14 protein-coding genes are annotated in these 13557 nt (G+C 69.9%); 6 read left to right on the top strand and 8 right to left on the bottom strand.

From position 1 onward, the window contains the following. The first annotated feature begins 65 nt into the window (after nt 1–65). The 3 genes from ACFYZJ_RS08760 (at nt 66) to ACFYZJ_RS08770 (ending at nt 1801) form a co-directional block, all read left to right on the top strand. Nucleotides 66–656 (top strand): TetR/AcrR family transcriptional regulator, encoded by a 591-nt coding sequence (locus ACFYZJ_RS08760; protein ID WP_388564399.1) that lies wholly within the window; start codon nt 66–68, stop codon nt 654–656. A 64-nt stretch (nt 657–720) separates the two neighbouring features. Continuing rightward, nucleotides 721–1233: a DinB family protein gene (locus ACFYZJ_RS08765; protein ID WP_388564402.1), complete on the top strand. Its 513-nt coding sequence runs from the start codon at nt 721–723 to the stop codon at nt 1231–1233. 112 nt (nt 1234–1345) lie between these two features. Continuing rightward, nucleotides 1346–1801, top strand: a complete 456-nt coding sequence (locus tag ACFYZJ_RS08770) for a hypothetical protein (protein WP_388564404.1) — start codon at nt 1346–1348, stop codon at nt 1799–1801. Between the two features lie 3 nt (nt 1802–1804). Here ACFYZJ_RS08770 and ACFYZJ_RS08775 read toward each other — a convergent pair whose 3' ends face one another. The 7 genes from ACFYZJ_RS08775 to ACFYZJ_RS08805 all read right to left on the bottom strand — a co-directional run bounded on the left by ACFYZJ_RS08775 (nt 1805) and on the right by ACFYZJ_RS08805 (nt 8150). Further along, on the bottom strand, nt 1805–2398 hold the full coding sequence (locus ACFYZJ_RS08775; protein ID WP_388564405.1) for a hypothetical protein: 594 nt from the start codon (nt 2396–2398) through the stop codon (nt 1805–1807). Nucleotides 2399–2688: 290 nt separating this feature from the next. Continuing rightward, entirely contained in the window at nt 2689–3372 is a 684-nt protein-coding gene (locus ACFYZJ_RS08780) for a uracil-DNA glycosylase (protein WP_388564407.1), read from the bottom strand. Between the two features lie 90 nt (nt 3373–3462). Further along, nucleotides 3463–5046 (bottom strand): ABC transporter substrate-binding protein, encoded by a 1584-nt coding sequence (locus ACFYZJ_RS08785; RefSeq protein WP_388564409.1) that lies wholly within the window; start codon nt 5044–5046, stop codon nt 3463–3465. A gap of 240 nt (nt 5047–5286) precedes the next feature. After that, nucleotides 5287–6045 (bottom strand): SDR family oxidoreductase, encoded by a 759-nt coding sequence (locus tag ACFYZJ_RS08790; RefSeq protein WP_388564410.1) that lies wholly within the window; start codon nt 6043–6045, stop codon nt 5287–5289. Between the two features lie 18 nt (nt 6046–6063). Then, nucleotides 6064–6825, bottom strand: coding sequence for a 3-oxoacyl-ACP reductase FabG (gene fabG / locus ACFYZJ_RS08795; protein WP_388564412.1), 762 nt, complete (start codon nt 6823–6825; stop codon nt 6064–6066). Nucleotides 6826–6996: 171 nt separating this feature from the next. After that, nucleotides 6997–7380 carry a DUF3037 domain-containing protein gene (locus ACFYZJ_RS08800; RefSeq protein WP_388564415.1) on the bottom strand — a complete coding sequence of 128 codons (384 nt, stop codon included), beginning with the start codon at nt 7378–7380 and terminating at the stop codon, nt 6997–6999. Next, complete coding sequence (locus ACFYZJ_RS08805; RefSeq protein WP_388564562.1) at nt 7377–8150, bottom strand: HipA family kinase; 774 nt, start codon at nt 8148–8150, stop codon at nt 7377–7379. Before ACFYZJ_RS08805 ends, ACFYZJ_RS08800 begins: the two co-directional genes overlap by 4 nt. A gap of 467 nt (nt 8151–8617) precedes the next feature. On the opposite strand from ACFYZJ_RS08805, the gene ctaD reads away from it, so the two are divergent. Both ctaD and ACFYZJ_RS08815 read left to right on the top strand, forming a co-directional pair. After that, a complete protein-coding gene (ctaD, locus tag ACFYZJ_RS08810; protein ID WP_388564417.1) occupies nt 8618–10336 on the top strand; it encodes a cytochrome c oxidase subunit I in 1719 nt (572 codons plus the stop codon). Next, nucleotides 10333–10725 (top strand): cytochrome c oxidase subunit 4, encoded by a 393-nt coding sequence (locus ACFYZJ_RS08815; RefSeq protein ID WP_388564420.1) that lies wholly within the window; start codon nt 10333–10335, stop codon nt 10723–10725. The genes ctaD and ACFYZJ_RS08815 overlap by 4 nt, the downstream gene beginning before the upstream one ends. Before the next feature lie 38 nt (nt 10726–10763). Here the strand turns inward: ACFYZJ_RS08815 and ACFYZJ_RS08820 are convergent, their stop codons facing one another. Then, nucleotides 10764–12404, bottom strand: coding sequence for a cytochrome bc complex cytochrome b subunit (locus ACFYZJ_RS08820; RefSeq protein WP_388564423.1), 1641 nt, complete (start codon nt 12402–12404; stop codon nt 10764–10766). Between the two features lie 332 nt (nt 12405–12736). Between ACFYZJ_RS08820 and ACFYZJ_RS08825 the strand changes: the two genes are divergently transcribed. Then, a complete protein-coding gene (locus tag ACFYZJ_RS08825; protein ID WP_388564425.1) occupies nt 12737–13540 on the top strand; it encodes an acetate uptake transporter family protein in 804 nt (267 codons plus the stop codon). Nucleotides 13541–13557: the final 17 nt, after the last annotated feature.

Raw genomic sequence — 13557 nt, forward strand, 5'->3', positions numbered from 1 at the left:
ACAGGCGTAGTTCCCGGGCGTGTCGAGCGTACTACAGAAGTAGTGCGCCGGGTAGGTTGGCCTTCATGTCCCCCCGCACCACGGGCGCCCCCCGCGCCGACCTCGTCGCCGACACCGCGCTCGCCCTGCTCGCCGAGCGCGGGATGCGGGGCCTGACCCACCGGGCCGTCGACGAGGCGGCTCAGCTGCCCCAGGGCTCCACCTCGAACCTGGCGCGGACCCGTCTGGCGCTCCTGGAACTCGCGGTGCGGCGCCTCGCGGAACGGGAGGCCCGAGTGCTCGCCCCGGAGGAGATGCCCGACCCGGAGGACGAGCTCGGCGCGCTCGTCGACGGCCTTGCACTGGCGGCCCACCGCTCCCTGACCCGCAACCGCGATCTGACACTCGCCCGGTACGAACTGGCCCTGGAGGCCACCCGCCGCCCCGAGTTGCGTCGGTACTTCGACGCGGCCGGGGCCCGATTCCGCGACCAGCTCGCCGCTCTCCTCGCGGCTCTGGGCTCGGCCGACCCGGCCCGGCACATGCTGTCGCTGGTGGCCTGGCTGGACGGGCTGATGTTCTCGTGCGTGGCCGGGACCTTCACCGCGGAGGTGCCCAGCCTGGACGAGGTGCGCGCCGGGCTGCGGGAACTGCTCGACGGGATGCTCGGTGGCTGACCCGGCCGGCCCCGCCGAAAAATGTGATGGAGAGGGGCGGGCGACCTGGGTCAGGATGGGCGGCATGACTGCCGAGCGCCGTGAACCCGCCCTGAACGCCGACGAACGCACCATGCTGGAAGGCTGGCTCGACTACCACCGCCGGACGCTTGCGTGGAAGTGCGAGGGCCTCACCGACGCGCAGCTCAGGACCGCCTCCGTCGAGCCCTCCGAGCTCTCCCTGCTGGGGTTGGTGCGGCACATGGCGGAGGTGGAGCGGGGCTGGTTCCGCAAGGTCCTCGTCGGTGACGACCCCGGGCCGATCTACTACAGCGACGAGGACCGCGACGGCGAGTTCCACCTGACCGAGGCCGACACCTGGCAGGAGGCGTACGCCACCTGGCAGGCCGAGATCGGGATCGCCCGGCGCAACGCGGCCGGCTTCGGCCTGGACGACCTCTCACAGGGCACGAGCAGGTTCACCGAGGAACGCTTCAGCCTGCGCTGGATCTACACCCACATGATCGAGGAGTACGCCCGCCACAACGGCCACGCCGACCTGATCCGCGAGCGGATCGACGGAGCCACCGGCGACTGACGTCACCCGCGGCGAGCGCGGGCCCCTCCGTACGGGGACTCGGATCACCCGTGCGGGGCAACCTGGGCCCGTACGCTCCCCAAAGCGGCGCGGACGCAGCAGAGTTGCGTGGGTGCACCGAACGACGACGACCGCAACGCTCCTGGTCTCCGTGGCCGTCTCGGCCCTCGCCGGCTGTGTGACCGTCCAGCGGCCACCGGATCCCGGCCCGCCGCCCGCGTCCTCGCGTCCCTCATCGCCGCGCCCGGACGGCAGCGGGGAACCACGCGTCGTCCAGGCGCCGGCGCGGGAGGCGCTGGAGCTGGTCGGCCCCTCCCCCCACCCGTCACCGCCCCCGGCCACCGCGGCCACCCCGCACCGCGCGGACCGTCCGGCACCGGCAGCCCCGCACCGCACCGCGGCCGCCCCGCCTGCGCAGCAGAGCCCGGCGCCCCACGTCGAGGTACCGCCGGCCGTCTCGGACGCGTTCCCCAAGGGCACGGGCGTGTGCGCGCTCGGCCGCACGTACGGGGGATGGAAACCGGACAGCCCCGAGGCGACCATCTGCCGGGACACCTACGGGCGGTGAACCCTAGGGCCGCTGTCTCGGCGGCCCCGGGGGTTCTCGGGGGGCGTCCCCGGGACCTGGCCCTGGACCGTTGCAGGGTCGGCCGGGTGGCGGCTCCTCCGCCTCCTCCGCCAGCTCCGCCTGCTCCGCCGCGAGCCGTCGCTCCAGGCGGCCGATCGCCGCCCTGATGCCGTCGCCATAGCCGTCGTCGCCGAGCGCGCCGACCGCGCTTCGGGCCAGGCGCAGATGGGCGCGGGCAGCCTCGCGGCGGCCGAGCTTGACATAGTCGGCGGCCAGGTTGAGCTGGAGCGAGGGGTACAACGCGTGTGCGGCGAGAGCGCCCTCCTGGTCGGCGGGGCGCTCCTCGGTGAGCTCCTCGGCGGCGGACAGCGCTCTGAGGTCCCAGGCGAGCTCGTCGGCCGGGTCGTCCTGGGTGTCCGCCAAGTAGTGCGCCAGGGTGCAGCGGTGCAGCGGGTCGCCGTCCTCGCCGATCTCCGCCCACAGCCCCAGGAAGCGGTCCCGAGCCTCCTCACGGTCGCCGGCGTGGTGCAGCATGACGACCTGTCCGATGCGGGTCATGACGGCGTCCGGCGCCGCCTGTTCCTGTCGCTTCGCCACCGCGCCCTCCACGCTCGTCACCGTCGTCACGACGCTAACCGCCGCCACGGGCAATGAGGCTCAGGCAGCTCCGTACGGCACTGGGCCAAGCCGGTGACGCCAGGGGGCGGCCCGCGAACGGCTCGGCCGCGCCCCGGCCCGATGTGGCGCGGGCGAATGCGGCGGCCGCATCGCACCGGGCGGGACCGTGGTGGGCGATCGCCGCATGTGTCCCCGTACCGCCCGCAGGCGGAGGTCACCGCCGCACTCTCCGCCTGCGCGCCGGCCGCCCTGCCCCGCCGCCCGGGCCATCAGCCCAGGTTCGGGATCGTCCAGTCGATCGGCTCGTGTCCCTGCCGGGCCACCGCCTCGTTGATCTGCGTGAACGGGCGGGAGCCGAAGAACTTCTTCGCCGACAGCGGCGAGGGGTGGGCACCCTTGACCACCGCGTGCCGCGTCTCGTCGATCAGCGGCAGCTTCTTCTGCGCGTAGTTGCCCCACAGCACGAACACCGCCGGGTCCGGCCGCCCGGCCACCGCACGGATCACCGCGTCGGTGAACTTCTCCCAACCCCTGCCCTTGTGCGAGTTCGCCTCTCCGCCGCGCACCGTCAGCACCGCGTTCAGCAGCAGCACGCCCTGCTCCGCCCACGGCATCAGATAGCCGTTGTCCGGGATCGGCGTGCCCAGCTCCTCGTGCATCTCCTTGTAGATGTTGCGCAGCGAGGGCGGGGTCTTCACGCCGGGCCGCACGGAAAAGCACAGACCGTGGCCCTGGCCCTCGCCGTGGTACGGGTCCTGGCCGAGGATGAGCACCTTCACCTTCTCGTACGGCGTGGCGTCGAGCGCGGCGAAGACCTCCTCGCGCGGAGGGTGGACGGGACCCTTGGCACGCTCGTCCTCGACGAACTCCATGAGCTCCTTGAAGTAGGGCTGCTGCAGTTCGTCGCCCAGAACGCCCCGCCAGGACTCCGGCAGCATGGCGATGTCGGTCACGTCAACTTCCTCCGATGTGCGGTCACTTCCAGGTACGGAACCTACAGGCGACCACTGACAACCGGCTTCCGGCCCCCTACCGGGGGCGCGCTACCAGCTGGTCTTCCGGGACAACTCCCACATCATCATGATCGTCGACGGGTCCAGCGCCCGCTCCCCGCCGGAGATGTCCTCGCTCGCCGCCAGGAACTGTTTGCCCTGCCACAGCGGCAGCAGCCGGGCGTCGTCCACCAGGATCTGCTGGGCCTGCTCGAACTCCTTGACCACGTTGGCACGGTCGCTCTCGCGCCGCGACTGCGGCAGCAGCACCTTGGTGATCTCCGGCGACGGGTAGGGCGTGCCCAGCGCGTTCTGCTGACCGACGAAGGGCGCGATGTAGTTGTCGGGGTCCGGGAAGTCGGGGAACCACCCCCGGCCGAACACCGGGTACTCGCCCTTCTGGTAGCCGTACACGTACGTCTTCCAGGGGCGGCTCCTGAGAGTGACCTGGAACAGGCCGGAAGCCTCGAGCTGCTGCTTGAGCGCCTGGAACTCCGGGCCCGTCTCGGAGCCGTACCGGTCGGTGGTGTACCACAGGGTCAGCGGGACCCGCCCGGTGATGCCCGCTGCGGAGAGGATCTCGCGGGCCTTGGCGGTGCTGGGGTCCCCGTAGTCGTCGAAGAAGGGCGTGGTGTGCCCGGTGAGGCCCGCCGGGACCATGGAGTAGAGGGGTTCGACGGTGTCCTTGTAGACGTTGTGGGCGATCGCGGCCCGGTCCACCACCTGGGCGACGGCCTTGCGGACGGCGAGCTTGCCGGCCCACGGGTCCTTCGGGTTGAACACCAGGTAGCTGATCTCGATGCCGGGGTTCTCGACGAGCTGGATGCCGCCCGTCGACCCGTGGCGCTGGAGGGCCACGATGTCGGAGGAGGCGAGACCACGGTAGGTGATGTCGATCCTGTGGTTCTTCAGGGCGTCGACCATGCCGGCGGAGTCCTGGAAGTAGCGGATGGTGACGGCGTCGTTCTTGCGGTCGGCGTAGCCCTTGTAGCGACTGTTCCCGACGAGCCGGGCCTCCTTGCCCTCCTCGTAGGACTGCAGCGCGTACGGCCCCGACCCGGTGATCCCGCCGTCCTCGCGCACCCGCGTGGCGGGGTAGTCGGCCGGGTCGACGATCGACATGGCCGGGGTGGCGAGGACGAACGGGAAGGTGGCGTCCGGTTCGTTGAGGTGGAAGACGACCTCCCGGTCGCCTCTCACCTCGACCCCTTGCAGGCTGCCGAGCAGGCCCGCCGGACCGCCGGACACATTGATGCGCTTGATCCGGTCGATCGAGTACTTCACGGCCCGGGCGTCGAGCTTGTCCCCGTTGGAGAACGTCAGCCCCTGGCGCAGGACGCAGCGGTAGGCAAGGTTCGTCCGGTCGGTGAACCCGCAGCTCTGGGCGGCGTCGGGTCCCGGCAGAACCGCGCCGTCGGGGTAGTTCAGCAGGGTCTGGTAGACGTTGCGGAACAGTTCCCAGGAGCTGTCCCAGGACGCGGCGGGATCGAGGGTGCTCGGCGCGCTGGTGGTGCCCACGACGATCGGCCCCTTGTCGCCGGAGGACTCCGAGGAGAGCGCACCGCAGCCGGCCACCAGGGACAGGGACGTGATCGCCGCCAGCCGACGCAGACGGTTCCGGTTGAACACGCGCACACTCCTCGATCCGCCGTACCAGGGGTCGGCGGCAGACCATACCGCAGCACCCCGCCGGCGGAACCGGTTCGGCGACGGCTGTGACCTGCGCGTTTCATGACGACGTTGTCATCGGTCCGAGTGCCTCGTGTACTTCGACACGGGCGCCCCTTGTGTCAAGGGGCGCCCGTGTCGCAGACCCGTGTCGCAGACCCGTGTCGCAGACCCGTGTCGAGGGCCCGTGTCGAGGGCCCCGTCCCGTCAGACCGCGGCGTTCAGGTAGTGACCGCCGTCGAGCACCAGCGTCTGGCCGGTGATCCAGTCGGACTGGTCCGAGGTCAGGAACGCGGCGGCGCCACCGATGTCGGAGGGCACGCCGAGCCGGCCCAGCGGGTAGGACGCGGCGGCCTCCTCCTCGCGGCCCTCGTACAGGGCCTGCGCGAACTTCGTCTTCACCACGGCCGGCGCGATGGTGTTGACCCGCACCTTGGGTGCGAACTCGTGCGCGAGCTGCAGGGTCAGGTTGATCATCGCGGCCTTGCTGATGCCGTACGCCCCTATGAACGGCGAGGCGTTCAGGCCGGCCACGGAGGCGATGTTGACGATGGCGCCGCCGTTGTCCTTCTGCCAGGCGTGCCAGGTCCTCTGGGCGAAGCCGAGCGCCGAGACGACGTTGGTCTCGAACACCTTGCGGGCCACGTTCAGGTCGAGGTCGGCGATGGGGCCGAACACCGGGTTGGTCCCGGCGTTGTTGACCAGGAAGTCGACCCGGCCGAAGGCCTCCATCGTGCGTTCCACGGCGATCGCCTGGTGGTCCTCGTCGTGCGCCTTGCCGGCGACGGCGATGACGCGGTCGGCGCCGAGCTTCTCGGCGGCCTCCTTCAGGGCCTCCTCTGTGCGCCCGGTGATGCAGACGCGGTCGCCGCGGGCGACGAACGCCTCGGCGATGCCGTAGCCGATGCCGCGGCTGGCGCCCGTGATGAGGGCGACCTTGCCGGAGAGTGCGGGCAGTTCAGTCATGGGTGCGTCTCCCCGGCCCTAGTCGAGCGGTCCGCCGGCCACGTACAACACCTGGCCGGAGACGAATCCGGCGGCCTCACCCGTGAAGAAGGCGATCGCGTTGGCGATGTCCTCGGGCTCGCCCACGCGCGCCACCGGGATCTGGGTGGCGGCCGCGGCCTTGAAGTCCTCGAAGCCCATGCCGACGCGTTCGGCGGTGGCCTTGGTCATCTCGGTGGCGATGAAGCCCGGGGCGACGGCGTTCGCGGTGATGCCGAACTTGCCGAGCTCCTTGGCCAGGGTCTTGGTGAAGCCCTGCAGACCGGCCTTGGCGGCGGAGTAGTTCACCTGGCCGCGGTTGCCCAGCGCGGAGGACGAGGAGAGGTTGACGATGCGCCCGAAGTTCGCGTCGACCATGTACTTCTGGCAGGCCCGGGACATCAGGAAGGCGCCGCGCAGGTGGACGTTCATGACGGTGTCCCAGTCGGAGACACTCATCTTGAACAGCAGGTTGTCGCGCAGCACGCCCGCGTTGTTGACGAGGATGGTCGGCGCGCCGAGTTCCTCGGCGATCCGCGTGACGGCCGCCTCGACCTGGGCCTCGTCCGAGACGTCGCAGCCGACGGCGATGGCCTTGCCACCGGCGGCGGTGATCTTCTCGACGGTGTCCTTGCACGCGGCCTCGTCGAGGTCGATCGCCGCGACGGCACGGCCTTCCGCGGCCAGTCGTACGGCGGTGGCGGCGCCGATGCCGCGCGCGGCGCCGGTGACGACGGCGACCCGCTGATCGGTGGTGGACATTGCTGCTTCTCCTCGCCCTTGGAAAGCCTGGAACACCTTGGGAACGTCTGCTGAAAAGCGTCTGCGGCTCACGGTACGCCTTCAGTGAGCGACCGCTTAGTACCTTCAGCAGACGTGACGCTAGAAGCCCTGGCACCCGGTGTCAACGGCACACCCGGCGCGTGTGATCCATTACCTCACCAGGAGGTCCAGCAACCGCTCCGTCTCGGCCGCCGGGTCGGCGGTCAGCCCGGTGTGCACGGGCCCGGGCTGCACGACCGTGGAGCGGGGCGCGATCAGCCAGCGGAAACGCCGCCCGGCGTCGTCACCTGCCGCCTGCCCGGCCGCGGCGCCCCCCGCGCACACGCCCTCGACGGCACTGAGCGCGGCCCGCACGCCCGCCACGTCCGCGTCCGGGTCGAGGGCGAACAGTTTCCTCTCGTCGAGGTGTGTGCGGGCGGCCACGAACGACTTGGCGCGGCAGTAGACCAGTACGCCCGCGTTGATGCACTCGCCGCGCTCGATCCGCGGTACGACCCGCAGCAGCGCGTACTCGAAGACGTCCCGCTCGCTCACTTGTCCCCCTGCCGGGTCCGAAGGCCCTGGATGCGCTCGTGGATGACGGCGGCGCGGGCGAGCAGCGGCCGTGCGTAGGCGCGGCGCAGCTCCTCCGGGGAGTCGAAGCCGGGCTCGCCGGTCAGCCAGTCGTCCGGGATCCGGGCGGTCACCTCGGCCAGCAGCTCCTCGGTGACGAGGGGCGCGAGGTCGGCGGCGGCAGCCGCGACGTCCGGCGCGAAGGGGGCGAGGGCGTGGTCGGAGGCGTCGTAGGGGCGCGCGGCGGAGGCCTCGGCGCCGGGCCAGTTGTGGTGCCAGATCATGGTGGCGCCGTGGTCGATGAGCCACAGGTCGCCCTGCCACATCAGCAGGTTCGGATTGCGCCAGGAGCGGTCGACGTTGCCCACCAGTGCGTCGAACCAGACGATCCTCCCGGCCTCCTTCGGCCCGACCCCGAACGCGAGCGGGTCGAAGCCGATCGCGCCGCTCAGGAAGTCCATGCCGAGGTTGAGCCCGCCGCTCGCCTTGAGCAGGTCCTGCACCTCCTGGTCGGGTTCGCCGAGGCCCAGCACCGGGTCGAGGCCGAGCGTCACCAGACCGGGCACGCGCAGGCCGAGCCGGCGTGCGAGTTCGCCGCTGACGACCTCGGCGACGAGCGTCTTGCGGCCCTGTCCGGCGCCGGTGAACTTCATGACGTAGGTCCCGAGATCGTCGCCCTCGACGAGCCCCGGCAGGGAACCGCCCTCACGCAGGGGTGTGATGTAGCGGGTCACAGTGATCCGCCTCAGCATTGTCCCCGGCCCCACGACTCTTCTTGCCTCCGAGCAGCCCATCAACGGCTGTGCGCCCCTTGCTTCCGGTACTTCCGACCTCCGGTACGAAGTGAGCATAGTAACCGAGCGTGACAGCCGACGAGCAGACGTGGAGGACGGTGCGCTGCCGAACGGGATCGCCGAGCCGTCGTGGTGTTGCCACCGCCGTCACGACCTGGCCGTGGCCGGGGTGGCGAGTTGCAGGAGAACGGCGTGCACTGCCGTCACCCTCCGCCGGACGGTGGGTGAACCCGGATGGCGCCGCCGCGTCACACGCTGTCAGCGGTCATCTCTGGCATGTTGATGCTCCCAGTACGCCGATGTCGGCGGCCGCAGTCGGTACATCCGCGCCAGGCCGCCCGGCCGATCCAGACCTACCGCCTCTCTCGGCGGAACGACCGACCCGGTGATGACCGGCGGACTGGTTCAGCGCGTGGAGGGCGCTCATGTCACAGACACGGCCAGGGCCGGGCGAGCCGCAGGTCGCCACCCGTGAGCCTCGGGTCCCTGCAGCGGAGCGCATCAGGGACTACCTGACGACCACCGATCACAAGAAGATCGCCCACCTGTACTTCTTCACCTCGTTCGGGTTCTTCCTGTTCGCCGGCGTGCTGGCGATGATCATGCGTGCCGAGCTGGCCCGCCCCGGACTGCAGATCGTCACCAATCAGCAGTACAACGAGCTGTTCACGATCCATGGCGCGATCATGATGCTGCTGTTCGCGACCCCCACGTTCGCCGGGTTCGCGAACGCTGTCATGCCGCTGCAGATCGGCGCCCCCGATGTCGCCTTCCCCCGCCTGAACGCACTGTCGTACTGGCTGTTCCTGTTCGGTGGGCTGATCGTCGTCTCCGGGTTCTTCGTCGATCAGGGTCCGGCGGCGTTCGGCTGGTTCGCCTACTCACCGCTGAACGACGCGGTCCACTCCCCCGGTCACGGCGGCGACCTGTGGGCCATGGGCCTGGCGGTCGCGGGCGTGAGCACCACACTCGGCGCCGTCAACTTCATCGCGACCATCCTGTCCCTGCGGGTCCCGGGGATGACCCTGTTCCGGATGCCGATCTTCACCTGGAACATCCTGTTCACGTCGATCCTCGTGTTGCTGGCCTTCCCGGTGTTCACCGCGATCCTGCTGGCCCTGGTGGCCGATCGAGCCTATGGCGCCCACATCTTCGACTCCGCCACCGGCGGGGCACTGCTGTGGCAGCACCTGTTCTGGTTCTTCGGCCATCCGGAGGTCTACATCGTGGCGCTGCCGTTCTTCGGCGTGGTCACGGAGATCATCCCCGTGTTCAGCCGAAAGCCGGTATTCGGGTACGTCGGGATGGTGGGCGCGACGATCACCATCACGGTGCTGTCGGCCACCGTGTGGGCTCACCATATGTTCGCCACCGGGGCAGTGTTGCTGCCGTTCTTCTCCTTGTTGTCGTTCCTGATCGGTGTGCCGACGGGGGTCAAGTTCTTCAACTGGATCGGCACCATGTGGCGGGGCAGCGTGTCCTTCGAGACGCCGATGCTGTGGTCGGCCGGCTTCCTGGTGACCTTCCTGCTCGGCGGTCTCAGCGGCGTGATCATCGCCTCACCGGCCCTGGACTTCCACCTGACCGACAGCTACTTCATCGTCGCGCACCTGCACTACGTGCTCTTCGGGACGATCGTCTTCGCGATGTTCGGCGGCTTCTACTTCTGGTGGCCGAAGATGACGGGCAAGCTGCTCGACGAGCGCCTGGGGAAGATCCATTTCTGGACGCTGTTCATCGGTTTCCAGGCGACCTTCCTCGTCCAGCACTGGCTCGGTGAGATCGGGATGCCCCGCCGCTACGCGGACTATCTGCCCACCGACGGCTTCACCACCCTGAACACCGTTTCCACGATCGGCGCCTTCCTGATCGGTGTCTCCACCCTGCCCTTCCTGTACAACGTGTGGAAGACCGCGCGGTACGCCCCCAGGGTCGACGCGGACGATCCCTGGGGCTGGGGCCGCTCCCTGGAGTGGGCGACCTCGTGTCCCCCGCCCCGGCACAACTTCACCGCGTTGCCCCGCGTACGGTCCGACTCCCCTGCGTTCGATCTGCACCACCCCGAGGTGCGTCAGGAACTCGGTGCGCCGGAACGCGGCACGGTGGAGCCGACCCCCGACCCCCTGGGAGAGCAGAGCGAATGAAGTCCGAGGGCTACCTCTTCGCCGGTGTGGCGCTGTTCTTCATGCTCACCGACGCCGCGTACACCTGGTTCGCGCGCGAGCCCGCGGGCATCGCCGCGCTGAGCGTGTCGTTCGGCATGTCGTCGGTGATCGCGTTCTTCTGCCTGATCAACTACCGGCGCAAGGGTCCGCGCCCCGAGGACCGGCCGGACTCCGACGTCCGTGAGCGCAGCGGCACGATCGACTTCTTCCCGCCGCACAGCGTCTACCCGGTCGTCACCGCGCTGGGCGCGGCGGTGATCGCCATCGGCATCGTCTACGGCGTGTGGATCATCCTCGTCGGCTTCGGTCTCCTATGGCCCGGCGTCTTCGGCATGGTCTTCCAGTTCGGGACTCGAGAGAGCCCTTGAGGCAGATGCACTCCCTGCGGTCCCCCGAGTCGGACCGTTCACTCCTGTCCCTCGACTCCGCCCGACACCGGATCCGCTGTGCGACCCGTGATCTGCAGACGTTCCTCCGCCGTGGTGGGCAGTTCCACCCGGTCCCGGTAGTACCACGAGCTCAGCGACGCCTTGAGGCGACGGCGCATCGGTGCCTGACGGCCAGGGTGCTCGAGCGGCCGGGGAAGTTCCCTCACCAGCAGGCGGTAGCGCCGCTCCCGGTCGAGACGAACATGGCGCTCCCCCATGCCGCCCGCGAGGTCCTGACGCACCACACCCGTCTCCTCACCCTCCCGGTACAGCCGCCGCTCATGAAGCTGCAGCGCCAGACACAGGCGCCTGGTGAGGAGGTGGGCGAGAACCGGGCCGACGATGACGGCGATACGGAAAAGCCAGGTGAGGCCGTTGACGGAGACACCGAACTCATAGGCCATCACGTCGTTGCCGCCGGCCATCAGCAGGACGGCGTAGAAGACGATGCCCGCCACACCGAGCCCGGTCCGTACCGGCCGGTCGCGCGGCCGGTCGCACAGATGGTGCTCCACGAGGTCCCCGGTCACCCATCGCTCGAAGACGGGGTACAGGTACAGCACGACGAACAGCAGCGCGGGCAGGACGACCGCAGGCAGCAGGACGTTCCACATGAAGGTGTGGCCGGCGACGTTCGTCTCCACGCCCGGCATGAGCCTCAACGCCCCCTCCAGGAAACCGACGTACCAGTCCGGCTGGGCGTCGGTGGAGACCTGGTCGGCCCGGTAGGGGCCGTAGGCCCACACGGGATTGATCTGTGCGACCGCGGCCAGCAGCGCGGTGACGCCGAAGACGATCAGGAAGAGGCCGGTCGACCTGGCGACGAACGAGGGATACATCGGCTGTCCCACCGCGTTCCGGTTGGTCTTCCCGGGTGCCGCCCACTGGGTGTGCTTCAGGTAGACCACCATGACCAGATGCACGGCGATGAGGGCGATCAGCAGGCCGGGCGCGAACAGCACGTGCACGATGTAGAGCCGCTGACCGAGCACCTGCCCGGGGTAGGAGCCACCCCATGCGAAGAAGGCCAGATACGTCCCGACGACCGGGATCGACAGCACGATGGTGTGGGCGGTGCGCAGCCCCGTGCCGGACAGCAGGTCGTCCGGGAGGGAGTAACCGCAGAAGCCCTCCAGGAGGGCGAGCAGGAACAGGGTCACGCCGATGACCCAGTTCAGCTCTCGCGGCCGGCGGAACGCGCCGGTGAAGAAGATCCTGAGCATGTGGACGCCGATGGCCGCGACGAACACGAGGGCGGACCAGTGGTGCATCTGACGGATCAGCAAGCCACCGCGCACGTCGAAGCTCACATGGAGCGTCGACTCGTACGCCTTCGTGACCAGCAGGCCCCGCAAGGGCTTGTACGAACCGGCGTAGGTCACTTGGGCCAGGCTCGGATCGAAGAAGAGCGTCAGGTAACTGCCGGTCAGGACCAGCACGACGAAGCTGTAGAGCGCGATCTCACCGAGGAGGAACGACCAGTGGTCGGGGAACGCCTTGCGCAGCAGTTGTCCGGCCAGCTCCGAGACGGGTGCACGACGGTCCATCACCACGTAGGCCTGGAACGCCGCCTGCCTGGCCTTCGCCTCCAGCCTCGCCCTGTGTCGCCGCACCAGCACGCCGTACCACGCTCCTCCACGTCCCGTCGCCGCACCGGCGTGCCGCGCGGCTCGGCCGGCCGCACGGCACGCCACGAGCCCCGAGTGCCGCGTCATCCCATCTTGATCGTGACCCCGAGGCACAGGGCGCAGGCGTGCCGTGGGCACACGCGTTTCAGCGGCGACCGGGTGCCGGGCGGAGCGGCAGGCGCGTCGCCGATGTGCGAGGCACCGGCGCCCCGCCGTGCGCGCTCGGCGCGTCCGGGTTTTGCTGGAGGTGAGGGCAGGCTGTGCCTGCTTCGCCGTCTGCCGAGCGAACGACCCCGCAGGCAGACCGGAAGGAGTGAATCGCCATGGCCGAACACCAGGGACAGGAGCCGCGTCCCGGAGCCTCCACTCCCGGCGGGCAGGGACCGACGTCCGAGGCGCCTCCGGGACCCACGACGAACGACGCCGCGGAATACGAGGCGTGGCTCGCTCGCAGCCGCGTGATGCTCACCCCCATCGCCGCCCCGTCGATCCTGGGCCTTTTCGGCTACGCCACCGCCACCTTCATGGTGGCGTCGAACCTGGCCGGATGGTGGGGCGACAAGATCATCTCGCCGATCATCCTGGCGCCGCTGGTCATCTTCTTCGGCGGTGTGGCCCAGCTCGCCGCCGGCATGTGGGCCTACCGGGCGCGTGACGCCGTCGCCACGGCCATGCACGGCACCTGGGGGGCCTTCTGGCTCGCGTGGGGCGTGATGCAACTGATGGTGGCCGGCGGTCTGCTGCCGCTCGACACCACTCTCACCGAGGCGTTCGGCTTCTGGTGGATCGGGCTGTCCCTGACCACCCTCTTCGGGGCGCTGGGAGCGCTGGGCAGGAACCTGGGGATGTTCCTCACCCTGGCTCTCCTCGCCGCCGGATCGGCGTTGCAGGCTGCCGGCATCCTGGCCACCACGAGCAGTGTGATCACCGCCGGAGGCTGGGTGCTGGTCGCCTCCTCGGCCGCCGCGTTCTACACCGCGGGCGCGATGATGCTCGAGGAGTCCTTCGGCGGCCGGGTCATCCTGCCGCTGGGCCGGTGGAGCCTGCGGGGCAACCTGCCCGGCCACAGGATGACACGTCCCTTCGAGTACGCCGCCGGCATGCCGGGCCTCAGGGCCGGGCAGTGACCGTCGCGCCAAGCACT

This window comes from Streptomyces sp. NPDC001848, from assembly GCF_042891915.1.
Taxonomy (GTDB): domain Bacteria; phylum Actinomycetota; class Actinomycetes; order Streptomycetales; family Streptomycetaceae; genus Streptomyces.

Bases quoted from the DNA above. Each gene is read 5' to 3' on its own strand.
- ACFYZJ_RS08760 (WP_388564399.1), top strand. From the start codon at position 66: ATGTCCCCCCGCACCACGGGCGCCCCCCGCGCCGACCTCGTCGCCGAC.
- ACFYZJ_RS08765 (WP_388564402.1), top strand. From the start codon at position 721: ATGACTGCCGAGCGCCGTGAACCCGCCCTGAACGCCGACGAACGCACC.
- ACFYZJ_RS08790 (WP_388564410.1), bottom strand. From the start codon at position 6,045: ATGACTGAACTGCCCGCACTCTCCGGCAAGGTCGCCCTCATCACGGGC.
- fabG (WP_388564412.1), bottom strand. From the start codon at position 6,825: ATGTCCACCACCGATCAGCGGGTCGCCGTCGTCACCGGCGCCGCGCGC.
- ACFYZJ_RS08805 (WP_388564562.1), bottom strand. From the start codon at position 8,150: ATGCTGAGGCGGATCACTGTGACCCGCTACATCACACCCCTGCGTGAG.
- ctaD (WP_388564417.1), top strand. From the start codon at position 8,618: ATGTCACAGACACGGCCAGGGCCGGGCGAGCCGCAGGTCGCCACCCGT.
- ACFYZJ_RS08815 (WP_388564420.1), top strand. From the start codon at position 10,333: ATGAAGTCCGAGGGCTACCTCTTCGCCGGTGTGGCGCTGTTCTTCATG.
- ACFYZJ_RS08825 (WP_388564425.1), top strand. From the start codon at position 12,737: ATGGCCGAACACCAGGGACAGGAGCCGCGTCCCGGAGCCTCCACTCCC.